Source organism: Caballeronia sp. BCC1704, assembly GCF_902833455.1.
GTDB lineage: Bacteria > Pseudomonadota > Gammaproteobacteria > Burkholderiales > Burkholderiaceae > Caballeronia.
The window spans coordinates 99,922-123,971 of sequence record NZ_CADFFT010000001.1 but is presented as its reverse complement, the minus strand read 5'-3'; the positions used below and the strand labels follow the sequence as shown (position 1 = coordinate 123,971).

24 protein-coding genes are annotated in these 24,050 nt (G+C 59.9%); 9 read left to right on the top strand and 15 right to left on the bottom strand.

What is annotated here, in order from left to right; all coding sequences use genetic code 11:
- Positions 1-16: 16 nt before the first annotated feature.
- Positions 17-211, bottom strand: coding sequence for a DUF2905 domain-containing protein (locus HWX53_RS00580; RefSeq protein WP_175940549.1), 195 nt, complete (start codon positions 209-211; stop codon positions 17-19).
- Positions 212-221: 10 nt separating this feature from the next.
- A complete protein-coding gene (locus tag HWX53_RS00575; protein ID WP_175938465.1) occupies positions 222-1,427 on the bottom strand; it encodes an SAM-dependent methyltransferase in 1,206 nt (401 codons plus the stop codon).
- Between the two features lie 13 nt (positions 1,428-1,440).
- On the opposite strand from HWX53_RS00575, the gene HWX53_RS00570 reads away from it, so the two are divergent.
- The 7 genes from HWX53_RS00570 (at position 1,441) to HWX53_RS00540 (ending at position 8,629) form a co-directional block, all read left to right on the top strand.
- The gene (locus HWX53_RS00570; RefSeq protein ID WP_175938463.1) at positions 1,441-2,310 is read left to right on the top strand and encodes an SDR family oxidoreductase; all 870 of its coding nucleotides are present in this window, start codon (positions 1,441-1,443) and stop codon (positions 2,308-2,310) included.
- A gap of 30 nt (positions 2,311-2,340) precedes the next feature.
- Positions 2,341-2,742 (top strand): dihydroneopterin aldolase, encoded by a 402-nt coding sequence (locus tag HWX53_RS00565; RefSeq protein WP_175938461.1) that lies wholly within the window; start codon positions 2,341-2,343, stop codon positions 2,740-2,742.
- Positions 2,739-3,698, top strand: a complete 960-nt coding sequence (gene ttcA / locus HWX53_RS00560; RefSeq protein ID WP_175938459.1) for a tRNA 2-thiocytidine(32) synthetase TtcA — start codon at positions 2,739-2,741, stop codon at positions 3,696-3,698. Before HWX53_RS00565 ends, ttcA begins: the two co-directional genes overlap by 4 nt.
- 97 nt (positions 3,699-3,795) lie before the next feature.
- Positions 3,796-5,157, top strand: a complete 1,362-nt coding sequence (gene glmU, locus HWX53_RS00555; RefSeq protein ID WP_175938457.1) for a bifunctional UDP-N-acetylglucosamine diphosphorylase/glucosamine-1-phosphate N-acetyltransferase GlmU — start codon at positions 3,796-3,798, stop codon at positions 5,155-5,157.
- 75 nt (positions 5,158-5,232) lie between these two features.
- A complete protein-coding gene (gene glmS, locus HWX53_RS00550) occupies positions 5,233-7,050 on the top strand; it encodes a glutamine--fructose-6-phosphate transaminase (isomerizing) (RefSeq protein WP_175938455.1) in 1,818 nt (605 codons plus the stop codon).
- A gap of 256 nt (positions 7,051-7,306) precedes the next feature.
- Positions 7,307-8,149: a hypothetical protein gene (locus HWX53_RS00545; protein ID WP_244139976.1), complete on the top strand. Its 843-nt coding sequence runs from the start codon at positions 7,307-7,309 to the stop codon at positions 8,147-8,149.
- A gap of 135 nt (positions 8,150-8,284) precedes the next feature.
- The gene (locus HWX53_RS00540; protein WP_175938453.1) at positions 8,285-8,629 is read left to right on the top strand and encodes a helix-turn-helix domain-containing protein; all 345 of its coding nucleotides are present in this window, start codon (positions 8,285-8,287) and stop codon (positions 8,627-8,629) included.
- A 28-nt stretch (positions 8,630-8,657) separates the two neighbouring features.
- On the opposite strand, the gene HWX53_RS00535 is transcribed toward HWX53_RS00540, so the two are convergent.
- The gene (locus tag HWX53_RS00535) at positions 8,658-9,542 is read right to left on the bottom strand and encodes a restriction endonuclease (protein ID WP_347879138.1); all 885 of its coding nucleotides are present in this window, start codon (positions 9,540-9,542) and stop codon (positions 8,658-8,660) included.
- 284 nt (positions 9,543-9,826) lie between these two features.
- Between HWX53_RS00535 and HWX53_RS00530 the strand changes: the two genes are divergently transcribed.
- The gene (locus tag HWX53_RS00530; protein ID WP_175938451.1) at positions 9,827-11,107 is read left to right on the top strand and encodes an RES family NAD+ phosphorylase; all 1,281 of its coding nucleotides are present in this window, start codon (positions 9,827-9,829) and stop codon (positions 11,105-11,107) included.
- Positions 11,108-11,319: 212 nt separating this feature from the next.
- On the opposite strand, the gene HWX53_RS00525 is transcribed toward HWX53_RS00530, so the two are convergent.
- Together HWX53_RS00525 and HWX53_RS00520 are read right to left on the bottom strand one after the other, a co-directional pair.
- Entirely contained in the window at positions 11,320-11,934 is a 615-nt protein-coding gene (locus HWX53_RS00525) for a class I SAM-dependent methyltransferase (protein WP_175938449.1), read from the bottom strand.
- Positions 11,935-12,090: 156 nt separating this feature from the next.
- The gene (locus HWX53_RS00520; protein WP_244140030.1) at positions 12,091-14,175 is read right to left on the bottom strand and encodes a heavy metal translocating P-type ATPase; all 2,085 of its coding nucleotides are present in this window, start codon (positions 14,173-14,175) and stop codon (positions 12,091-12,093) included.
- Positions 14,176-14,576: 401 nt separating this feature from the next.
- On the opposite strand from HWX53_RS00520, the gene cadR reads away from it, so the two are divergent.
- Entirely contained in the window at positions 14,577-15,008 is a 432-nt protein-coding gene (gene cadR / locus HWX53_RS00515) for a Cd(II)/Pb(II)-responsive transcriptional regulator (protein WP_175940545.1), read from the top strand.
- Positions 15,009-15,074: 66 nt separating this feature from the next.
- Here the strand turns inward: cadR and HWX53_RS00510 are convergent, their stop codons facing one another.
- The 10 genes from HWX53_RS00510 to dsbD all read right to left on the bottom strand — a co-directional run bounded on the left by HWX53_RS00510 (position 15,075) and on the right by dsbD (position 24,034).
- Complete coding sequence (locus HWX53_RS00510) at positions 15,075-15,932, bottom strand: MxaL protein (protein ID WP_244140029.1); 858 nt, start codon at positions 15,930-15,932, stop codon at positions 15,075-15,077.
- A gap of 86 nt (positions 15,933-16,018) precedes the next feature.
- Entirely contained in the window at positions 16,019-16,573 is a 555-nt protein-coding gene (locus HWX53_RS00505) for an MxaL protein (RefSeq protein WP_175938445.1), read from the bottom strand.
- The gene (locus tag HWX53_RS00500) at positions 16,570-17,550 is read right to left on the bottom strand and encodes a vWA domain-containing protein (protein WP_175940544.1); all 981 of its coding nucleotides are present in this window, start codon (positions 17,548-17,550) and stop codon (positions 16,570-16,572) included. Before HWX53_RS00500 ends, HWX53_RS00505 begins: the two co-directional genes overlap by 4 nt.
- A gap of 5 nt (positions 17,551-17,555) precedes the next feature.
- Positions 17,556-18,167 carry a hypothetical protein gene (locus HWX53_RS00495; RefSeq protein WP_244139975.1) on the bottom strand — a complete coding sequence of 204 codons (612 nt, stop codon included), beginning with the start codon at positions 18,165-18,167 and terminating at the stop codon, positions 17,556-17,558.
- A 302-nt stretch (positions 18,168-18,469) separates the two neighbouring features.
- Positions 18,470-19,333, bottom strand: coding sequence for a VWA domain-containing protein (locus HWX53_RS00490; protein ID WP_175938444.1), 864 nt, complete (start codon positions 19,331-19,333; stop codon positions 18,470-18,472).
- Positions 19,334-19,337: 4 nt separating this feature from the next.
- Positions 19,338-20,357 (bottom strand): MoxR family ATPase, encoded by a 1,020-nt coding sequence (locus HWX53_RS00485; protein WP_175938442.1) that lies wholly within the window; start codon positions 20,355-20,357, stop codon positions 19,338-19,340.
- A gap of 469 nt (positions 20,358-20,826) precedes the next feature.
- Positions 20,827-21,132 (bottom strand): P-II family nitrogen regulator, encoded by a 306-nt coding sequence (locus HWX53_RS00480; protein ID WP_175938439.1) that lies wholly within the window; start codon positions 21,130-21,132, stop codon positions 20,827-20,829.
- A 229-nt stretch (positions 21,133-21,361) separates the two neighbouring features.
- Complete coding sequence (locus HWX53_RS00475) at positions 21,362-21,664, bottom strand: hypothetical protein (protein ID WP_175938437.1); 303 nt, start codon at positions 21,662-21,664, stop codon at positions 21,362-21,364.
- Positions 21,665-21,791: 127 nt separating this feature from the next.
- A complete protein-coding gene (locus HWX53_RS00470; protein WP_175938435.1) occupies positions 21,792-22,151 on the bottom strand; it encodes a hypothetical protein in 360 nt (119 codons plus the stop codon).
- A 68-nt stretch (positions 22,152-22,219) separates the two neighbouring features.
- Positions 22,220-24,034, bottom strand: coding sequence for a protein-disulfide reductase DsbD (gene dsbD / locus HWX53_RS00465; RefSeq protein ID WP_175938433.1), 1,815 nt, complete (start codon positions 24,032-24,034; stop codon positions 22,220-22,222).
- Between the last annotated feature and the right edge of the window lie 16 nt (positions 24,035-24,050).

Sequence of the window (24,050 nt, the reverse complement as noted above, 5' to 3'; positions counted from 1 at the left end):
GCCGAAACGCAAACAATCAAAGCGCCCGAGCAATCAAAGAAAGCAGAATAGAAATCACCACCGTAGACATAAACGGAAACGAATACTCCCGCCCAAAAATCCGCAAAGTGAAATCCCCGGGCAGCCGTCCAATACCAAACTTCCTAAGCCAAGGCATCGACCCGGAAAGAATCGCAAGCGCGATGAACGTCGTGACTACCCAGCGAATCATGACCGCAGCCTCATAACGCGTGCGAACGATCGCCTGCAGCGAATGCATCGAGCGTCCCTTCGATGCCGCGCGAAAACGCGATTACCTTGAATAGCTCGCCCATCTCCGCTTCCGAAAGCAGCTTCTGCACCGCATTCGCCGCAGGCAGAAATCGCTTCACGTCCGAAGGATCGAGCGCGCTGAGAACATCGGTGATGCCCGCATTCATCAGAAACCGCGCCTGCGACGTGAATCCGAGCAAATCCGCGCCCGTTTCCACACCAGCCTCCGCGATGCCCGTGAACTCGACGTGCGCCGTCAAATCCTGCAATCCCGGATAAAGGAACGGGTCCGCATGCGCGCGATGCCGGTAATGGCACATCAACGTGCCCGTCGCGCGCTGCGCGTGATAGAACTCGCGTCGCGGAAAGCCATAGTCGATGAAAAACGCCGCGCCGCGCGTGAGCATCGTGCAAACCGTCTTCGTGAACGCGAGCGCGGCCTCGTGCGTCTCCGTCAGGTATTCGGTGAATGGCTCGTCGTCGTTCGCTTCGTCGATGGCCGCGTCGATCAACTCGATCTGCGCATCCGCCGTAACCGCGCGATCGTCGAAAGCGAAGCCTTCGCTCTGAATCACCACGCCGCGTTCATGCCACGCGCCCAGCTTGCGCACGACGAGGCGCACCGGCATCGCGTCCAGCACTTCGTTGCCGATCACCACGCCTTCGAACGCATCGGGCAGCGCGTCCAGCCATTCGACCTTCGCGGCGAAAGCAGGCGCTTGCGCTTCAATCGTCGCGCGCTGACGCTCGCGCAGTTCGCCGGACAGATCGACGATCGCGTAACCGTCAATGTCCACGCCGAGCTCGGCGAGCGCCGTCAGCAAACCCGCCGCGAGCTTGCCCGTGCCCGCGCCGAATTCCATCACGCGGCGGGTGCCGCTCGCCTGCAAGGCCTGGGCGATGGGGCGCGCAAGCGTCGTCGCAAAGAGCGGCGACAACTCGGGCGCGGTGATGAAGTCGCTGCCATCGTCGGCGCGGCGGCCGAATTTCATGGCGCCGCCGCTGTAGTAGCCGAGGCCGGGCGCGTACAGCGCGAGCTCCATGTACTGGTCGAACGGCAGCCAGCCGCCCGCCGCCGCGATGCGTTCGCGGATCACTTCAGTCAGCGCCGCCGATTGCGCGAGCGCGTCGGGGCCGGGAGCAGGTAAACTATCGGTTGGTCGATTCGGATTCATCCCAGTATTGTAAATGAGCGCCTCCACGCCGCTTTCTCCCGCCAATTCGCCGTCTTCGGGCGTGAATGCGCCGCTCTGGCCGGCGTCCTCCACGCAGCGCAAGCGCGCCGTGCTCGTGACGGGCGCGGGAAAGCGCATCGGGCGAGGCATCGCGCTGGAATTCGCGCGGCAAGGCTGGGACGTCGCCGTGCATTACGGCCGCTCGGAGCAGGAAGCGCGTGAAACCGTCGCGCAAATCGAGTCGCTCGGGCGACGCGCGGTTGCGCTGAACGCGGATCTCGGCATCGAAGCGGAAGTCGCGCGGCTCGTGCCGGCGTGCGTCGAAACCTTCGGCGGTTTGCATTGCGTCGTGAACTGCGCATCGCGTTTCGATGAAGACACCGCCGCCGATTTCGGCTACGCGAAGCTCATGCAGATGACCGCCGTCAACGTCGCCGCGCCGCTCACGCTCGCGCGCACGCTGCACGAAGCCACGCCCGATGCCGCCGAAGACGACGAATCGCTGCGCGCCGTGGTCATCAACGTGCTCGACCAGAAGCTCTACAACATGAACCCGGATTACCTGTCGTACACGCTGACGAAGGCGGCCCTCGACACGGCTACCGTCGCGCTCGCGCAGGCGCTCGCGCCGAAACTGCGCGTGGTCGGGCTCGCGCCGGGGCTCACGCTGATCTCCGCCGCGCAGACGCCCGAATCGTTCGAAGCGGCGCATCGCGTGACACCGCTCAAGCGCGCATCGACGGTTGCGGACGTGGCGCAGGCCGCGTGCTATCTGGCGAACGCGCACGGCGTGACGGGCACGACGCTCGTTGTCGATGGCGGCCAGCATCTCGTGCCGAGCCCGCGCGACGTGATGTACATGATCGGCGCGGAAAAAACCTGAACCGCGCCGCGATAACTATTGGATAACGCCATGCTTGCCGCACTTTCTCATCCCCGGCTGACCGATTGCCGGCGGCTCTTTCTGCGCAACTACGAAGTGCGCATCAATATCGGCGTGCACGACTTCGAAAAGCGCGGCGAGCAGCGCGTGGTGTTCAACGTCGAGCTGTTCGTGCCGCTCGCGCTGTCCACGCCCGTCGCGGACAAGCTCTCCGAAGTCGTCGACTACGACTTCATGCGCTCGACCATCGCGGCGCGCGTGAATCGCGGCCATATTCATCTTCAGGAAACGCTGTGCGACGACGTCGCCGCCGCCTTGCTCGCGCATCCGAACGTGCGCGCGGTCGCGGTATCGACGCAAAAGCCCGACGTCTATCCCGACTGCGACGCGGTGGGCGTCGAAGTCTTTCGCATCAAAGAGGAACGAGCATGAACGCGCGTGAAGCCATGGAACACGCAGAAGAGCAAAAGCCCGCGCGCGAGGCGTTGACCAAGCGCCAGCAGAAGGAAGCGTACGAGAACAACAAGCTCTTCAAGCGGATCGTGCGTCAGGTCGGGCAGGCGATCGGCGACTTCAACATGATCGAGCAGGGCGACAAGGTCATGGTCTGCCTGTCCGGCGGCAAGGACAGCTACGCGATGCTCGACATTCTCATGCGCCTGCGCGAGCGCGCGCCGATCGACTTCGATATCGTCGCCGTCAATCTGGATCAGAAGCAGCCGGGCTTTCCCGAGCATGTGCTGCCCGAGTATTTAGCCAAGCTCGACATTCCGTTTCACATCGAGAATCAGGACACGTACAGCATCGTCAAGCGGCTCGTGCCGGAAGGCAAGACCACATGTTCGCTGTGTTCGCGGCTGCGGCGCGGCATTCTGTATCGCGTGGCGGGCGAACTGGGCGCGACGAAGATCGCGCTCGGGCATCATCGCGACGACATTCTGCAAACGCTTCTGCTCAACATGTTCTACGGCGGCAAGCTGAAGGGCATGCCGCCCAAGCTGCAATCCGACGACGGCAAGAACGTCGTCATTCGTCCGCTCGCCTATGTGAAGGAAACGGACCTCGAAAAGTTCGCCGAACTGCGCGAATTCCCGATCATCCCGTGCAATCTGTGCGGCAGCCAGCCGAATCTGAAGCGCGCGGAAATGAAGGCGCTCATTCGCGAGTGGGACAAGCGTTTTCCGGGGCGCGTCGAGAACATGTTCAATGCACTCTCGAACGTGGTGCCGTCGCATCTGATGGATCCCGCGCTCTTTCCGTTCGCGAGCCTGCGCGCCACTGGCGAGGCCGATCCGCAAGGCGATATCGCGTTCGACGAAGAACCGTGCGCAAGCGAACCGTCAGCATCGCGAAACGCCATTTCAATTGTTCAGTTCGACGATCTGTGAAAGCCTGTAGAACGAGACGCGGCGCGGCTTTCGCGCGCGTTTTCGAAAAAGTTCGCATGCTATATTGGCGCGACCTGAACCCTGCAAGACTCAAGCGATGAACATCGTGATCCTGGCTGCCGGCATGGGCAAGCGCATGCGCTCCGCCCTGCCGAAAGTCCTTCATCCTCTGGCGGGCCGGCCGCTCCTCGCGCATGTCATCGACACGGCGCGCACGCTGTCGCCCACGCGCCTCGTCGTGGTGGTCGGACACGGCGCCGAGAAGGTGCGCGAAGCCGTCGGCGCGCCCGACGTGCAATTCGCCGTGCAGGAGCAGCAGCTCGGCACCGGCCACGCTGTGCAGCAGGCGCTGCCGCTTCTGGATTCTTCCGTGCCGACGCTCGTTCTGTACGGCGACGTGCCGCTCACGCGCGCCAGCACGCTGAAGCGTCTGCTCGATGCCGCCGGGACCGAACGCTACGGCGTGCTGACCGTGACGGTGGACGATCCGACCGGCTACGGGCGCATCGTGCGCGACGCGGGCGGCGCGGTGCGAAAGATCGTCGAGCAGAAAGACGCGAGCGAAGCTGAGCGGCGCATCACCGAGATCAACACGGGCATCGTCGTTTCGCCGACGCGCACGCTCGAACAATGGCTCGCGTCGCTGAAGAACGACAACGCGCAGGGCGAGTTCTATCTGACGGACGTGGTCGAGCGCGCCATCGAAGCGGGCGTCGAAGTCGTCACCGCGCAGCCGGACGCCGAATGGGAAACGCTTGGCGTGAACAGCAAAGTGCAACTGGCCGAACTGGAGCGCATTCACCAGCGCAACGTCGCGTATGCGTTGCTCGAAGCGGGCGTGACGCTCGCCGATCCGGCGCGCATCGACGTGCGCGGCACGCTCGAATGCGGCGCGGACGTGACCATCGACGTCAACTGCGTGTTCGAAGGCCGCGTGACGCTTGGCGACAACGTGAGCATCGGGCCGAACTGCGTGATTCGCGATGCGTCGATCGGCGCGGGAACGCGCGTCGAGGCGTACACGCATATCGAAGGCGGCACGGCCGGCGCGAACGTCGTGCTCGGACCGTACGCGCGGCTGCGTCCGGGCGCCGTGCTCGGCGACGAAGCGCATGTCGGCAATTTCGTCGAAGTGAAGAACGCGGTGGTGGGCCGCGGTTCCAAGGCGAATCACCTCACGTATATCGGCGATTCGGATATCGGGGCGCGCGTGAACGTGGGCGCGGGCACGATCACTTGCAATTACGACGGCGCGAATAAGCATCGCACCGTGATCGGCGACGACGTGTTCATCGGCTCGGATACGCAGCTCGTGGCGCCGGTGCGCGTGGGGCGCGGCGTGACCATCGCGGCGGGCACGACCGTCTGGAAGGATGTCGGCGAAGGCGAACTGGTGCTGAACGAGAAGCGCCAGGTCAGCAAGACGGACTACATCCGGCCCACCAAAAAGAAAGTGTGAAGCGCGCGAGGCCGGGCCGGAAGGCTCGGCTTTTTTTCATTGTGCGTTCGGTTTTGACATCAAAGGAATAACGACATGTGCGGAATTGTCGGCGCGGTTGCGCAACGGAATATCGTCTCGGTGCTCGTCGAAGGATTGCGGCGGCTCGAATATCGCGGCTACGACTCGTGCGGCGTGGCCGTGCTGAGCAACGGCGAGCCGCGCCGGGCGCGTAGCGTCGCTCGCGTGTCGGATCTCGACGCGCAAGTGCGGGAAACGGGCATCGGCGGCATGACCGGCATTGCGCATACGCGCTGGGCGACGCACGGCGCGCCCGTCACCGACAACGCGCACCCGATCTTCTCGCGCGATACCGTCGCGCTGGTGCATAACGGCATCATCGAGAACTACGAGTCGCTGCGCGCGATGTTGCGCGACAAGGGCTACGAGTTCGTGTCGCAGACGGATACCGAAGTCATCGCGCATCTGATCCACAGCATGTATCGCGGCGATCTGTTCCAGACCGTGCGCGAGGCAGTCAAGCAACTGCACGGCGCGTACGCCATCGCGGTGATGCACAAGGATCAGCCGCATACGGTCGTGGGCGCGCGCCAGGGTTCGCCGCTCGTCGTGGGCGTGGGCGAAGGCGAGAACTTTCTGGCATCGGATGCGCTCGCGCTTGCCGGCAGCACGGACCGCTTTGCGTTTCTGGAAGAAGGCGATGTCGTCGAAATTTCGCTCGATGGCGTGAAAATCGCCGACCGCGACGGCCTGCCCGCCGAGCGCGAAGTGCGCGTCGTGACGGCTTATGGCGGCGCGGTGGAACTCGGCCCGTATCGCCATTTCATGCAGAAGGAGATTTTCGAGCAGCCGCGCGCGATCACGGACACGATTCCGCAAGCCGACAGTTTCGAGCCGCGTCTCTTCGGCGACGGCGCAGCCGACGTGTTCTCGGGCATCGACAGTCTCCTGATTCTCGCGTGCGGCACGAGCTACTACTCGGGGCTGACGGCTAAGTACTGGCTGGAATCCATCGCCAAGATTCCGACGCAAGTCGAGATTGCGAGCGAGTACCGGTATCGCGAGTCTGTGCCGAATCCGAAGGCGCTGGTCGTCGTGATCTCGCAGTCGGGCGAAACCGCCGATACGCTCGCCGCGCTCAAGCACGCGCAATCGCTCGGGCACGCGCATACGCTCGCTGTCTGCAATGTCGGGACGAGCGCGATGGTCCGGCAGACGGAACTCGCTTTCCTGACGCACGCGGGGACCGAGATCGGCGTGGCGTCGACCAAGGCGTTCACGACGCAGCTCGTCGGCCTGTTCGTGCTGGCGGTGACGCTGGCGAAGATGCGCGGCCGCGTCGATGCGAAGCAGGAAGCGGCGTATCTCGGTCAGTTGCGTCACTTGCCGGCGGCGTTGAATAGCGTGCTGGCGCTGGAGCCGCAGATCATCGCGTGGTCGGAAGAGTTCGCGCGCAAGGAGAATGCGCTGTTCCTCGGGCGCGGCCTGCATTACCCGATCGCGCTCGAAGGCGCGCTGAAGCTGAAAGAGATCTCGTATATCCACGCGGAAGCGTATCCGGCGGGCGAACTAAAGCACGGGCCGCTCGCGCTCGTGACGGAGGCGATGCCGGTTGTGACCGTTGCGCCGAACGACGCGCTGCTGGAGAAGCTGAAGTCGAACATGCAGGAAGTGCGCGCGCGTGGCGGCGAGCTTTATGTGTTCGCGGATGCGGATACGCGCATCGTCAGCGAGGACGGGATTCATGTGATCCGGATGCCGGAGCACTACGGGGCGCTGTCGCCGATTCTGCACGTCGTGCCGCTCCAACTGCTCGCGTATCACACGGCTTGCGCGCGGGGTACAGATGTCGACAAGCCGCGCAATCTGGCGAAGTCGGTGACGGTGGAGTGAGTTGGTAGCGTCGGCTTTCTAGCTTAGCCACTTCTATCAGTTTCACTTAAACGCCCACCGAAAGTTTCACTTACGCGGGCACCAAGTTTCGCTTAAGCCATATGCAGCAAGGCTTAAGCGAAACTATTAGAACCTCCGCCGGGTGCGTTCACCGCCTCCCGGCGACTGCGAAAACGCTCGTAGATTTCAACCAAAAAGCCTCATCTATAATTAGCGCCACATCGAATCTGACTCCGACGCCAGAGCCTCCAATCACATGACCATTTTGGAAACGAACGAGAGGCTGGCCGAGACCTATAGCGAAGCTTGCTACTTCTTGCGTCTGGACCAAGTCGCGCGCGTGGACTCCGATTGGTTCAAGGGTTTCCTGGCCTATCCCAGCGTACGCAGCTTCTTCAAGCAATCCGTCTTCGGCAAAGGCACTGTGCTGCAGGTGGCTGCCGTCACGCAAATCGCGCACGCGTATGTGGCATGCTTCGAACGCGAGCCTTCCGAGCCACTGCCCACAGCTGCTGCAGTTCGCGGGCTGATGAGGAAAGCAGGTGCCTTTGAGTCCGAGCTTGCGGCTGAAAGCTCGTCTTGGGTTCCGTCGGAATTGGAGAAGAGCTTTCGCGGCTCGTTGAAGAGCCTTCGGGACGCTGCATCGACCGTCGAACGCCGGTCGGCGGGGCGTCCGGCATTCAGCGAGAGGCGCATCTTCGTGTTGCATCTTGCTCGCGCGCTCTACGGAATGTGTGACGACTTTCCGGGCAGGTTCATTGCCACGGTCGCTGCTCGGGTATGGGAGGACACGGACGACCGCACCGTCCGGAAAATACTGACCGACGACGAGCGGGACGCCATCAAGCGGCACGCCGCGGAGAACCGCCGGCTGGTTGCAGAAAGCGAAAACACTACGCAATTGCTGCTGAACCGCGCCAGCATCCCACCGAAGGCTGCCCTCCAGGCCCGAGAGCCGCAGACGACCAGCGAGATATTCGAAATGATGCTGGCGCTCGCGAAGCGCATTCCTGACGAGACGACTTCAATCTCCGCCGTCAATCTCATGCACATGCTTCGCGATGAAGCCGGAATTGAGCCCGACTTGCCAGCAGAATGAGGCGGCCGAAATAGGCGTCAAAATCTGCCGAATTTCGGCCGGATGATTCTCTGGTCGGTTTGCGGGGTATTTCGGTAGCAGTGTTTCGAGGCAGAAGGCGAACAATACGCCTTGTCTCAACTACCACTGCTTCGAATGCACAATTTCCTGTCCTTCAGCCGCATAATCGACAACTGGCCGGATAACACCGCCGCGCATCAGCGTGCACGCCTGCTTCTGGCTATGAGGTTTCGCGGAGGGGTGACGACGCTCGAGGCAATGCGGTTTCTCGACATCGTCGACCCGCGGGCGCGTATTGTTGAGTTGCGCAAGGAGGGGTACCGCATCAACACGTCCTGGGTGCATCAGCCATCCGAATGCGGCCGGATGCACGTTGTGGGCTTGTATACCCTCACGGGCAACGTTGAGGGCGTCGCAGTCACCGCGACCTCGAAGGCGCCTCGCGACCTGGCAAGCCAACAGATGAGGCTCGCGCTCTAGCATCGGAGCCAGCGCGCCCATCGCATTCTCACGCGAAAAGGTCCCTAACGCGCTCGAAGGGAAGTCCCGACTCCGCCGCGCGTCGAACCTTCCGTTCGAGCACATGGTTCAAGGGCAGTTGTCTGTCCAGCGCGTCGAACAGGTCGAGTCCATCCATACAGATGACTCGCTTGCCTCGACCGAAGGCAGCTAACCCGTCCGCCGTGAACCCGCTGTTGCTCACAAACAAGCCTCGCGCCCATGCGGCTTTCTGCTCAAGCTTCCCGTGGAACGCATGCAAATCGGCCGCTCCAGTGAGTTCGGACTGCCACTTCGCTTCGACAAGATAGGTTTCTCCCTGCAGCACGAAGCTGCCGTCTATCTGCTCCCCGCGATGGCGAAAGGGTTCTCGCGCTTCGAGGCCGAAACAGTCAAACGCGTCCTTGAGCCACGCCTCAAACGCGTAGCCTCGTGGCTGAGGTGCCAACGACGACAGTTCAAGAAGTTTGCTCTTGAGTCCCGCGATTCGTTGGACATCCAGCGCCGGCTTGGGGGGAGGATTTGTTCTACCGGTTCCTTCCGGCTTGCCCTCGAGGCGGTTAATCAACGAAAGGAACTGTCCTTCGGCGTTGGCTACCCAGTCTTCCCGCCCCTGCGACTGCCGAACGGCTTCGCGATATTTCCACAGAACCTTGAGCGTCTTAACGGCGGTACCCAAGTCCACCTTGTTCAAAAAGCACCTTAATCGTTTCGCTTTGGAGGGGCCGTTATCGCGGTAGGCTGGGTCGTCGATGTCGACGTCGAGCTCTTCCAGAAAGAATATGCCCATGGTTCGGTCAGAGAAATTGAGCACATACCCGCCATTCATTTCAAACAAGTCATCGACGAGTTTCATGTCGAAGGTTCGAATATTCGGCGTCTTCATGCGTTGCATAAGGTCTCTGCGTGGTGGGTAATCATGCCGGCATCATTCTTCCGCCTGTACCGCAGGCTGCCGCTCTTCTGGATTCCAGTCTTGGGAACGAAGAAAGTATGCCTGAACATGAGCCAAGCATTGCACCCGTGTGAAGCATCGACGAAGGCGGCCAACGACACGTAACCGTCCGCGCGCATCGTTACGAACTCAGCGTAGTATCGACAACCCTACGGACCGCCTCTTCGTATTATTCTGCGCAAGCTCTGCGTTTCATCGGCGCGTCCGAACATCAAGGAATTATCTTGACTGACCACATTTGCTACGCCTGCTTCGAAGATTCCGTCCTCCGTGAAAGAGTACAACGGGTCGGGGGTGTTGACGAGTGCAGGGTCTGCGAGGAACGGCGGGAAGGTATATCCGTCGAACAACTCGCCGAATGGCTTGAGCCCGTCATGCGCGAAAACCTGGGTTGGGGCCGTGAGGTACCTTATTTCGGTGAGGGCGACAGCGACAGCGTTAGTTACCGCCGCCTTGGCGACCCGCTCGAACATTGGGTGCAGAACTTTCTCGGACAGTATTTCGACTTCCAGAACGAAATAATCGACGCCGTTATAGAAAGCGAATTCTTCTATCCCGGCGATGGCGGAGAGCCTTTCTGGGATGAGACGATGGATTACGAGGAGGTCAGGCACAGTGGAGGGGAGTTCGGGCTCGCGTGGCAGGAGACCCTCCAGGACGTGCGGCATAGAAGGCGCTTCTTCAGCGAAAAAGCCCGCAAGTTTTTCGCCGAGCTGTTCGCCGATGTCGAGCACATGCACTTACCCGGCAAGCCGCGGTCACCGGTCGTACGTACGCTCCGAACGGGTACGCGAATCTTTCGAGCACGGGTGGTTACAAGCTCCTCACTGCTTAACGAGATGGTCGACGACCCTTTGGCGCACATCGGCCCACCGCCACCGCACCTTGCGCGGGCCGGCAGGATGAACGCGGAAGGGATTTCTGTCTTCTACGCGTCGCTGGAGTCGCCAACTTGCCTGGCAGAAATGCGCCCCGCGATTGGCAATGACATCGCGCTTATTGAACTGCGAACAACCAGGCGCCTGCGCGTTTTGGATTTCGAGCGGCTTGAGACTGCGCGTTCAAGCAGGCCGCTTAGCTATTTTCAACCGGACTATCAAAAGCAACTGAAGCGCCGGAACTTTCTGAAGATACTTCATACTCTGATTGCCCAGCCCGTCACGCCTGGTCACGAGTCTGACTATCTCATCACCCAAACGATGGCGGAATTCCTTTCCCACGTCGCCGCTCCGTCGTTCGATGGCATCTTGTTCAAATCGACCCAGCGCCAGAACGGGACGAACATCGTGCTGTTTCCGAATGCGATGCTCAACGAGTTTGGCGAGCCTCTGGACTTGCCAGTGTCTCTCGCCGACGAAAAGGTGAACCTGTTTCGAACCCAATCCGTCTCTTATGCGCACGTGAAGCTGGACTTCTATCGGCCGGACGACGCAAATGACGTTATCGTCTTTCAAGAAAGCGAGCCGCATCCGGATGACGCGTATTCGGACAATTGGCCGGATTAAGAACGTCTCGATATGCTGCGTGCGGCATCTCATGATGCTTGGGAATGTGTCTGAAGGCCCCGCTCAGGATAAGGCGGGGCTCCTCTCCACCAAGGCGCATTCGAAAAACGAAGCATGTGCACGTAGCGAGATGCTCAATCAAAAGAAGAAACAAGTATGGGCTATGCGTATGCAAGGGATGGTAGTCATCGTACGTCGCCGCTGTCCCGGTTTCAGTTTCGTCTGAATGCGAGACGCGTCCAGGTGACACCTTGGTTTCGATTCGACTCTTGGATGGAACCTTTCGTTTCGCTGTACACACAACGTAGGCCGCAGTCAGCAGCTAGCTGCATTGTTTCCTCGGCTGCCACCTCGAACATGTGACGTCCCGCGGGGACCAGACCATGCCGTATCGTCATCAGGACATGTCCTCCGGTAAGTAAAAATGAACTCAGGTGGCGCATCGCGTGTACGCGCTCTGGCGTATCAAGGTGCATCCCTACGGCGGTCAGCATGGCCACGTCGAACGCGAGATTCATTGAATGCACAACGTTGAGGTCCGGAAGACTGTCGTCGACCCACTCGATTCGGCTTGACCTCTGGCGCGTCGAGCCGAACTTTCGAAGCCCATCTACTGGTTCTACCGCAACAGTGCTGTGGCCCATTTCGGCTAGCGCTGCCGCGTCTTTTCCGCTTCCGGCTCCGACGTCGAGAATGAGCGAGGGCACTTCTGGAAGGAGGTGTGCCACGTCGCCATGAAGGTCGAAGAATGACATGCTTTCCCAGCGCTCAATTAGTTGAGCGGCATTTTCAGCGTAGCCCTCAGTTCCAAGAACATTGCTCGACATATCAGTTCCGGCTCTAAGGGATAGGCCGACGCTTCCGTTCGACTTCCCGGAACGCTCATAATGACTGCTCGTCTCCCCGTGTGACCGACTGTGGTCGCGGTCGACAGATATTCGCGCAACCCAGCTTATTCTGTCTTCTCTGGGAGCTTACTCAATCTACTTGTGCAGCAGCCGCAAGCCGTTCGCAACGACGAGCAGGCTCGCTCCAACGTCAGCGAATACGGCCATCCACATCGTCCCGAGTCCGCCGATGGTCAGTCCAAGAAATATCGCTTTGATGCCAAGGGCTAACGTGATGTTCTGGACTAAAACCGTGTGGGTCGCCTTCGAAAGACGGATGAACGCGGGAATCTTGCGCAAATCGTCATTCATCAGGGCGACGTCAGCCGTTTCTATGGCGGTATCTGTACCCATCGCACCCATGGCGAAACCGATGTCGGCGCGCGCGAGTGCCGGTGCATCATTGATGCCGTCACCCACCATGCCGACCATCGCGCGGTCACCCGACAGACTTTCGACGACGCGCAATTTATCCTCGGGGAGCTGGTTACCCTCGGCGCGGTCAATGCCAACTTCCTTGGCAATCGCGGCCGCAGTGTGTGCGTTGTCGCCCGTGAGCATCGCGGTTCGCACGCCGAGCGCGTGAAGCTCGGAGATTGCTTCGCGGCTCGATTCCTTCACCGTGTCCGCAACAACGAACAAACCAAGCACACGCTCGTTATCAGCAAGCATGACCACAGTCTTGCCGTCTCGCTCGTAACTTTGCAGTCGGGCCTCGAGCTCCGCCGAACAGCGGCCAAGCTCTTCGACGAGCCTATGATTACCGAGAAAGTAAGGGCGGCCATCCACGCGTCCGGCGATACCCCGTCCGGGAATCGCCTCGAACGCCTCGACGGAGAGCCGCGCCGCGCCGTCGGCATCTCCCGCTCGCGTGATGGCCGTCGAAACTGGATGGTCGGAGAGACTTGACAAGCTGGCCGCGACAGAGCGCACGAACATGCTTTCAATGTCGGTCGCGTGGAGTTCGAACGCGACTTGCACCGGCTTACCGTGGGTGATGGTGCCAGTCTTGTCGAGTGCAAGCCAACGAAGCAGCCGGCCTTGCTCGAGGAACGTGCCGCCCTTGACCAGAATGCCTTTGCGGGCAGCGGTGGCAAGACCGCTAACTATCGAAACCGGCGTAGAAATCACAAGTGCGCAAGGGCATGCAATGACGAGTAGCACAAGCGCCTTGTAGACCCAGCTAAACCACGCGCCGGCAAAAAGTAGCGGAGGGATGAGGGCAACGCCAAGCGCAATCACGAAGACAATCGGAGTGTAGACCTTGGCGAACTGGTCGACGAACCGCTGCGTCGGAGCTCTGGTGCCTTGAGCTTCCTCGACCGCGTGGATGATGCGCGCAAGCGTCGAGTTGTTCGACGCAGCGGTAACTTGAAACTCGAACGAACCCGATTCGTTGATGGTGCCTGCGAAGATGTTGTCGCCGGGACCTTTGTCCACCGGCATGCTCTCGCCGGTAATCGGTGCCTGGTTGACCGTGGAACGCCCCTCAATGACAGCCCCGTCAAGGGCGATGCGCTCTCCAGGACGTACCCGGACAATTGCGCCCAAGTCGACGCGTGCCGCCTCAACGTCGAACCAGGAACCATCGGCCTGCTTGACCGTCGCGGTTTCGGGTGCGAGCTTCATCAGGCCTTCAATTGCATTGCGAGCTCGGTCGAGCGAATTCGCCTCGATGAACTCCGAAATCGTGAACAAGACCATCACCATAGCAGCCTCGGGCCATTGCCCTAACGCCAACGCGCCTGTAACTGCGATGCTCATCAGCGCGTTGATGTTCAGATTGAGGTTCTTGATGGCGACCCAGCCCTTCTTGTAGGTCCCAACTCCGGAACACGCAACGGCCACTAAGGCAAGCCCTGCGACGACCCAGACGGACGCGCCGAGCAAATCGGCTGCCTCGGCACCCAAGGCGGCGCAACCGGCAATGGCCAGTGGCCACCAGGAGTTCTTGACTTGCGCCGGAGCGCGGCTGATTGCGACCGCCTCTTCGTCGAGTTGGGGCGTGAATCCGATGGTCGAGAGCGCCTTGATTACCGCCTGAAGTCCGTCGGGACGATGAACTACCGTAAGGACTCGCTGCATGAGATTGAACTGCATCTCGGCGACTTCCGTCATTCCGCCGAGCTTCTTGCGAATGAGCGCTTCCTCCGTCGGGCAGTCCATCTGCAATATCCGCATTTGAGTGCGGACCAAGCCTCCGACCGCAACAGACTGGGTCAGCGGGGCGAGAGCGGGCTGCGCTTCAATAGTCCCACCTTGCGATGTACGGTCGGGCCCGTCGAAGTCGCAGCACTTCGCGTCCTGGCGATGGTCATGCTGCTGTTGATGGACCTGACTATGGGTCAACTGCCCAGCGTCGTCGTCCACCCCTCCTGTCGCATCTGCACCGGGTATATCTGTGCACGCATTTCCACGGCAACACCCGTCCTGCGTCTCGCGCTTTTCTTTTGCCGGTTTCGACGCGAGGTCCGAAGTTTTCTTGCCGCAACAATCTTCCATGTCTGCTTTCCGCTTGGTATATGCTGACAGTAGACACCTTGGAGGAACTCCAAGGTCAAGCGTATTTTGAGGGTCAGAGCATGAGAATTGGCGAACTGGCAAAGGCTGCCAACTGCACAACAGACACGGTTCGGTTTTATGAAAAGGAAGGCCTACTGCCGCCGGCCGAGCGGACAGCCGCAAACTATCGTAGCTACACCCACACCCATGTCGAACGTCTACGCTTTGTACGGAACTGTCGCGCGCTCGACATGACGCATGATGAAGTTCGAGCCCTCCTGTCCGCGTCGGACAAGCCGGGCGTCGGGTGCGGCACCATTAACTCGTTGTTGGATGAGCACATAGCGCATGTCGACGAACGCATCGCGGAACTTATGCACTTGCGGGAACAACTGGGTCGCCTGCGAGCCAGCTGCTCGGGCGGAGCAGCAGTCAATGAATGCCGAATTATGCAAGGTCTGACTACGATGGAAACCGCGCTTGAGAATCATCGAGGAACCCATCTGGGCTAGGCGCAGCGTTTCAGCGCGGGCAGAGTGATGAAGATGTTGGATTCTCGTCGCAAACCCGGACGCATTTCAAATGTCCGCCGACGTCGGAACGCGCATTAGCACGCGCGCAAACTGGCGCTCCGGGAGGAAGCGCCAGACTAAAAGCAGTAATGCGAGCGCCGCCGGGATTTCATTCAGATTGGTGAGCACCCGTTCTTGGTGCGCGAAGCGGGTATCCAGCAACGCTCCAACCAGGTCGTGGGGAAGACGAAGACGTTGATATTCGAATCCGATTTGCTGCGCGAGCGATGCAAGATATTGACCACGCAACTCGGAAAGTTCCTCGTGACTTTCAATGGGGACGCTCCCTTCGTGCTGCGGGGGCACTTGTATCACTTCGTCAGCTCGCCAATAGCCGATGCGATTGCCATCTCCGTCTGCCCGAGGAATGGGTGCCGGTTGGTCGCCGCCGACTCCAACCAGCCAACCTTTTACCTCACCCGGCGGAATATCGCGTACGCGCCTGTCAGAAGGCAAGACTGGCGGAGCTTCCTGCCCATCTGTCAAAAAAACGACCTCAGTGTTGTGCCCCACGCTAGCCGCTGTGCGGACAGCAGAGTAGACCCCACCCTCGGCTATGCGGCTCCAGTTAGCCCAACGCATCTGACCGTCAATACTGTCAAGCGAGGACAGTAGCGCATCAAAATTACTGCACACCTCGACGGGAGGCACCAAAAGCAGAGTGGTCTGTCCTGTAAAGACGCTCCAACCGATTTTCGAACCGCACGGCAGCCGCTCCAAGCTTTCCCGCATTGCGTTTCTGGCAAAGGCCAATCTGCTTATTGGGGGGCCATTCAAGCTGACGTCCTCGACGCTCATACTCTGCGTTATATCGAAGGTGACGATGTAGCTGAACACGCTCCTTTGAAGCATTAAACCAGGCATCCAAATGGAAGCCAGCAGCAAGGGCGCGGCGGCGACGACAGCCCAATTCCGCCGATTGAAAAGTCCTAGCGCATATACGACAGGGTTCACGGCAGGTCCTCGCTTTGCGCACCTCGCACCTTCACGTTCGTCTGCTTTTTGACGTCCGCAGTCTCCAGGTCGTTCTGCGTCTCCGGTGCAAGCCATAGAGCTCGCTCAAGGTTGTAACGTGCATCCCAGTCGTCGGGCGCGACACGCAGAACCGAGCGGTAGCGTTCTTTGGCCAGTTCGAGCGTCGGCAGTGACCTAACAGGACCTGCACCGTCGCTTCCCGCCGCCTCTCGAAGGTACATATTGCCAAGGTCAAATAAAGCGGCAATCTGAACAGCTTGGTCGTTATCCTCATTTACCAATGTGTCGAACAGCGCTTGAGCGCCTGTAAAGTCACCCGACTTCGACAGCGACACCGCTCGAGCAAGTTGTATCTCGGATACCTCGTTCGAACTTCGCTTCACTCTCGCAGGGCTATTGGCTGCGGTCACTGCTGACACGGCGTGCGCGACATGCCGCGCGTACATTAGCGTCGACCAGTCGTACAGCGCTAAGGCCGCGAAGCAGAACGTCGCGCTTGCAAACGCAGCATGAAAGAAAGCTCGCTTCATGGCCAATTCCGAACCTGAGCAAGACGAAGCAGGAGGAGAGCCAAGCAAAGTGCGAGTGCAGCGGCGAAGCACAAGACGCTTCGGTCTTGTCGCGGCAACCGTTCTTCGAAGGAAGTAACGAGGTTTTCTTGCTTGTTAATCTCCGACATTGCGGCCGCCATCGCCGCAGCGTCGTCAGCTTGATACAACCGGTAGGGCGTAGCGAGTGTTTGGAAATAGCGATGCAATGCCGCCTCGGCTGACGTGTCGTCGGCCGGCGACAGTTTGGTCAAATCGGGACTGTAGACTCCGCTTCGCAAATACACGAAGTAAAGCGATATGTGTCTTTGGGACAGCCCCGCGCTAATTGCCTCACGCGCCCGAGCGTCTAAATGCGCTCCTCCGTCCGATACAAGCACGATGGCTCGCCGCCCCGCATTTTGCTGAAGACTGAACTGTTTGATTGCTGAGACCATGCCACGGTCCAGTTGTGTATCCGGCATGCCACGACCAATTGCTGTTCCCTCAATTGCCTCGTTGATTATTCGGTGATTGGATGTGAAGGGGACAGCAAGGACGGGGCTGATTCCAAACATCAGAAAGGCAAAGCGGTCATACGGGCGTTCTTCGACGAAACGCTCTAGCGAGCGGCGCGCCACAGCATTCTTCGTTATGCCGCTTGACCCAATGACGGGAGACTTCCCCATGGCAGCGTCCATGCTCGCGCTTCGGTCCATCAAGATGAGGACTTCCGCAGCATTGCTCCTCCGTATCACGTGGAGATGAGAGCTTCCAGGCGCCGCCAGGCCCACGACAATTGCGAGCAATCCCAGTGCGGCACAGGCGCGTCGCAGATACTCGATTGCCGTGCCCAAGGTGTCGGGTGGTATCCAATCGACGAAAGAAAATCCGAACACTTCACTCGGTCTCGGCACCAACGGCAACGCCGCAAGCGGAAGCAAGAGTAGTAGCCACGGTCGGAGGAAATCAATCAGCATGATATTCACTGCCGTCTTTCGGCGCGATAGAGCGCTTGCGCGAGTTCGCGCAATGCAAACGACTCAGGAGGAGTGCCACAATCAAAGAAGCGCTTTCGAGACCGCGCATAAAAATCTTCTAATCGAGGCTTCAACGGCTGGAGGTATGGCGCGCGCAGGAACAGGGCCTGAAGCGACGTTCCCTGAACAACTTGACCTGCAGCCTCGTTGAGCGCGTGGTGAACCCTGAACCAAGCCTCATCGTTCGAGTCGACTTCGGCGGCTTTTTGTTTCTGTATTGCACTCCACGCGCGCGCGAACGGGAGTTGCTTTGCATCACGAGCGTTGCGCCAAAACCGCCAGATACCCCAGCTCGTCAGGGTAGCAAGCATCAGAGAGAGCATAACAACGAGTCGGCGATGAGTTGACACATCGTTCGACGGAACCACCAATCGGTCTGGTCTGCGTGCTTGAAGTTCGCCGGCACGAAAGGGTGCAAGCGGTGTCAACGGCGCCGCACTGATGGGCCATGCGGCAACGCGCAAGACTGCGCCGGTCGCAGTTGCCAGCTCAACGCTAGGCAGCTCGATTTCAGTCAGATTCGGAGCGGCGTTAGTTATCTGATATTCAAGGACCATCCACCGACGACCTTCAGCATCTTTAGTGATTCGAGGCTGGCGTCGTTCAACCCATAGACCGACTCGTCCGGTCGATGGCAATGGGACCTCTCCTGCGTCGCGGCCGTCGACGGATAAAAGTATTCGCTGACTGAGCACGTCGCCCAAAACGTGGCCAAATGCTCGGGGCTGGATTACGGTTGCGTTCACCGTGCGTGCGGCGCTGACGGGGCACGGCAAAGTCAAAACGCTACCAATCAAAACTAGAATGGCGGCTCGGTTCGCTAAGGATGGCTTTAACCGGTCGGACCCATTGCTTGGCCTCATACAGCGGTTTCCACGAAATGACGGGACAGCGATTCGCCGTCGAACGTTCCTTCGACAAAAAATGGGTGTGCTCCGTGTTTCGCAAACAGGGTCGTCAAATCACGACGACGCTTCGCCACGTTCTCCCCCCATTGTTTCAACACCTTTGGACGCAGCCATACGGTGCGACTTCGGCCAGACTCAAGGTCTCGAACTGCTAAGAGTTTCCCCTCGCTCGGAGGCTCGATTTCCGCCTTGTCCCACACGACCATTGGCACCATGGTCGCGCCAGTCAATCGGTCAAGGGCAGCCTCGAGTCGGCCCAGTGACCAATGAAAGTCTGAGACAAGAAAGAGGAGGCTGCGCCGCCCGGCAAGACGGTCAAATGCTTGTTCTATGCCAGCATGTCCTGTCTTCTTTCGCGACGAGGCCGAAGCACCTCGAAGCAGCGCCGCCATCTCGTCGCCAACGCCGCGACCATGCCGCGCCGGAACGAAGAGGTCGTTGCGCTCACTGTCATCGAACGCGAGCATGCCAACCTGGTCGCCTGCTCTGAACGCGCTATAACCCAAGGACTCTATGAAGTCGGCCGCCACATCGAGCTTGGTTCGTTCACTTCCAAAAAACATAGAGGTGGAAACGTCCACAACGACATACACTGGAATGGCGACGCGCTGAAGATGCAGGCGCACCAGCCACTGCGGTGGTACGGCGCGCTGGCTCGCGCGCAAATCGAGCCGCCGTGGGTCTGGATAGTCGAACAGCCGAGCGTGTAATGCGAATTCTTGGCCGGAGCCGAAGCTCCTGCCGGGGTGCGACCCGGGATGAGAACCGCCAGTGCGAGTCGCCAAGCGATAGTGAAATTCGACAGGGCCCCTCATGTCCTTAAGGTACCGCTATCCTCTGGATAATCATCTCGCTCAAAGTTTCGGCGAGCTCTTGTCGGCGCAACTCGTAGATAGGCGTGAAGAACACGCGGTGACTCAGTGCGGGCAGCAGCACCTCGTGGACGTCTTCAGGGATGAGGTGCGTACGTCCGGAGAGCCACGCAACCACCCGCGCAGCCCGGACCAGTGCGCTCATGCCGCGCGGGCTAGCGCCTGCAAGAATCAGTCGCTGCATGTCCACGCCATCTAGTTCGACGCCGAACCGCAGGGGCGTCTCGGTTGCCTCCCAGATGTTCAATATATACCGCTCGATGCTTGGACTTGTGGTCACGCTTCGCTGAACCGCCGCGCCAATCTCGTTCATTCTTGTCGAATCAATTACGGCCGGCGGGACGCGTTCGATGAGCGCGTCGACGTCATGGAAGATTGGGTCGAAAACGAGGGAACGACGAATCTCCGATGTCGCTGGCGTCGGCATGTTCAATTCAAAGAGGAATCGGTCTCGCGCTGCGGAAGCCAGTTCGAACGTCTCCTCCTTCTCCACTTTGTTTCTATCCGCGAAGACCGTCATGTGTGGAAAGCGACATTCCCGACCGAATGCGGACACCGAGCGCTCGGCCATCGCGCGAAGCAGCAGCGATTGGACTTGCGGACGCGAACGATTTATCTCATTGAAGAAGAACGTGGTTAGACCCTCGCCATACCGTAGCAAGGGACCGGGGTCGATTCTCGGCTTCCCGTCGGCGTCGACGAACGTGTGATAGACGAGGTCGCCAGGCATCAAGTCAATGGTGCCCTCGACGCGTTCGAAATCGCCGCCGGTAGCTCGTGCGAAAGCGCGCAGCAAGGTCGTCTTGCCGACTCCGACGCCGCCTTCCAAGAGAACATGCCCTCTGGCAAAAAGGGCAACGTTAATGAGATGAATGACTGCTCTCTGGCCAATAACGGCGTTGGCGACCGCGTCCTCTACTTTCAAGGCGTCGCGTCGCCAGTCTTCCAGAATTGCTTCCGATGCCATAGTCGTCGTTCAGCCGCGCGCGGCAAATCCGAAGTGCACAAGGCCCCTGCACGAATCAAATCCGGGACTCGAAGGGAGCTTGCGGTTTCGGTCATCCAAGATGCACAAGATACGCCGACACTCGACCACCAAGGCCATGGGGTTTCAACTGAACGACTCGCCGAGCGGCCGTACAGACGGAGCAGAGTGTCACCGGACTGATTACATACTGTGACAATGCCGAACCAAGCTAGGACTACGGCCCCTTGGTTGCGCTTCTGGGCACCGGATTTCGTTCACAATACACAAGGGTCGTGCCAGGGTTGCAGACTTTCCCCCTGCGCCTTCCCACTGTGGGACGCTATCGAAATCTGGAGAGAAGCCAGCCAGTCGTTCGAACGCGGCTCTTAGGTGTCGAAGCACTGACGGCCCGAAGCGACGAGCCACGCTCGTCCTCTCCGGGCGTAAGAGGCACGACACAAGAACACGCTCAAGGTGCGTCGGCGACGCGAAGCAGCTTGTCCACGGGAATGACGCCGACCACGCCATCGGAACCCGCTTCATTGCGGGCCACATCAGTAATCGTGTTGACCAGCGCATCGACAGTTTCCGTCCCGGCGAAAATTTCGATTTTGATGTGTTCGGTCGTCCAATCGTCAGCGAAAAGATTGGGATGCGCGCCGAATCCGCGCACGCGGGTTACGGTCATACCGTGCACATGAACTGCGCTGAGCCTCCGCTCAAGTACGGGCAGGACGTCTTGTCGCACGATGGCGACAACACATTTCAGCTCCATAGTGGCCTCCCATTAATTCACTGAGCGGGCGCGAGGCGCAATCGCATCGCACCTTTCCTGTCGAGATGACCTGCTCTCCCGCATCTAAGTCGAAGCAGCCCGCCCACCAGATTGACGGGCTGCTTCTTCGGGCGTGCTAAGCCTGCTTACGGGAGTGCACCATGTGACCTCGTTTCAATCTCACTTCATCATGGGTCTTAGATGGACAGGACGTTCGACATCAGAGTCATTACTTCGATGGGGGCGTCCCAGCCTGGTCTGCATACTTGCTCATGATGTCGCTCATTGCACGCATCATCTCTGCATGCATGCGCATCGCGGTCTTCGGGTCGAGACCCATGTTTCCTCCCATCATCGGGCAGCTTCCCATCATCCCTTGCATGCCCATCATTGAGCCGTGTTCATGCTCGTGAGCCTGTCGAGTTGATGGCTTGGAGGAGCTGCTGTCAGTACCTGCAGCGGCGAGCGTGACGGCGGTCGTCGTCAACAGCAACGTCGATACGACGGCTGCTCTAACCAGTTTCGCGTTCATGTATATCTCCGGAATCAGTAAATCGCGTGAGTCGATGCATGTTGTTGACACCGAGTCCGCTCGTTTCACATTTGCCGCGCACGCGTGCGCTACGGCATCAAAACGTTCGAACCGGTCAATCGGAGAATTACAAGAAGCGCGGAGGAGGCGCGGGCAGCTCAGGAATGAACTGCTTCCAAGGGGCTTCGGCGATGGCGCGATAAACGCGCGAAGAAGAAACGGCAACGACGGCATGCGTCACCGGTATCGCAGCCATTCCGCAGATGGTGCCGCCCGCGTTGCCGTGACAGGGCGGCTGGACGTCGGTCCGGTGGTGGTCGCCGTCTTGCGTGCACCCTGCCTTGCCAGTCGGATGCACGGTATCCGTCTGTTGATGGCCGTTCGCCATCAACGACATCTCGGGACAAAGCGTCACCTGCGCCGCGTAGCCAAGTAACGGCAACCACGCAATCAGAAAGCACGCGATGACTTTGACCCAGACTTTCATGGATTCCAGTATATGCGTCTGTACATGCGGTTGCCACGGCGCGCTCGGGACTGCGGTGATGTGCCACGCTACTTCCCCCATTGCTGCAGATGCGCCAAGAAAGCATTTGCGCCGACAAACCCGCTTAATTGCGCGTCAGGTCGCTGCTGACCAGCTCGGTCATAGAAAATCAGTGCCGGCGGTCCGAAGAGGCCAAAGCGTCGCAGCATCGCCGTGTCCTCTGTCGTATTCTTCGTCACGTCGATGCGCAGCAACTTCCAGCTAGAGAACTCGCTGAGCACGCGCGGGTCGGTGAACGTGAAGCGCTCAAGTTCCTTGCAGCTGATGCACCAGTCCGCATAGAAGTCGACCATGACCGGCTGTCCTCTGGCCCGAGCGAGGGCCGCGTCCAGTTCGGCGTTCGACCGTATCGCTTCAAATCGAGCGTCGTTCAATGCGTTCGCCTGAGACGAGGTACGCATGACACCGTCCAATGGTTGCAGGATGTCGAAATTCCCTGACGCGGCGCCAACGAACTCAGCTACCCCCGCCACGAGCAGCAATATGCCGAGCGCCTTCGCGACGCGCGAGCCGCCGGGCGCGTTTCGTGGCAGCCGGTCCACGGCGTGAAGCATCACGCCGGCAGTCGTAAGCAGGAACGCGACCAGCATCATCATCAACCAGTCCGGCAGCAGCGAGTAGGTGAACCACAGCGCGGCGGCGAGCAACATGAACCCAAGCAGGTTCTGAACGCCCGCCATCCACGGACCTGCCCTTGGCAGCACTTGGGCGCCGAACGTGCCGACAGCCAGCAACGGGAGTCCGAGTCCCGTCGCCATCACATAGAGCGCGAGAGCGCCGCCCAGCAAGTCCCAACTGTTCGCGATATAGAGCAGCGCGCCTGCCAGCACCGGAGTGGAGCACGGCCCGACAACTAGCGCGGAAAGCATGCCCATCAGGAACGCGGATACGACCCGACCGCCAGGCAACCGGTTGCTCCACGCGGCGAACCGGGACTGCCAGCCGACCGGCAACTGAAACCGGAACACACCAAACATGGCCAGTGCAAACAACACCATCAGCGCCCCGAAAACGGCAAGCACCCAAGGGCGTTGCGTCATGGCGACGAGCGGAATTCCGAGCAGCGCCGCGATGGTTCCCGCAACGGCATATGTGAGCGCGAGACCCTGGACGTAGGCCAATGACACACCAAAGCTTCGATAGACGGTCCGCCTCTCCTTGCCGCCGGCAATGACTGTCGCCACGATGGGCACGAGCGGATACATGCAGACCGTGCCGGCCATCAGCAGACCGGCCAACAAAAACCCAAACAACTCCGGTAATGAGACGCCATTAGCCGGATGCAGTCTGATTCCGAAAACCGAGAGCGAGCGGCTGGCCCCTGTGTCTCGAAAATCGACAGCGGCCGCCGTGTCGCTATTTGCAGCCACAATGGGCGTGACACCGCCGTTCGCCGCTATCTCGTAGCTACGCGTCTGCGGCGGATAGCAGACGCCGACGTCAGCGCAGCCCTGCGAGGTGACGGACACCACGACACTGGTGGAAACGCCATGCGGCAATGGTAGCTGGATTTTCACCGGCCGGTGATAGACCGTGACCATGCCGAAGGTCGCGTCGCTCTTCAGTTCTCCAGGGGGCATGCTGTCGGGCTTAACGGCCGCTCCGTCAACAGTAAAACTGAAGCGGTCTCGATAAAGGTAATAGCCCGAGTGAGTTTGGAAGTCTAGGACGACCCGCTGCGAGTTTCCGAGCGTTACCTTCAATGGGAAAGCCAACTCGGGAGGCAGCAGGTCGGTGTCGCTGACCGCGTGGGCTGCGCGAAATGCAAACACGAACAGCAGGCATAGCGCGACACGCAGGAACGGGACTGATTTTCTCCGCATTGCTGACCTCCTTCGG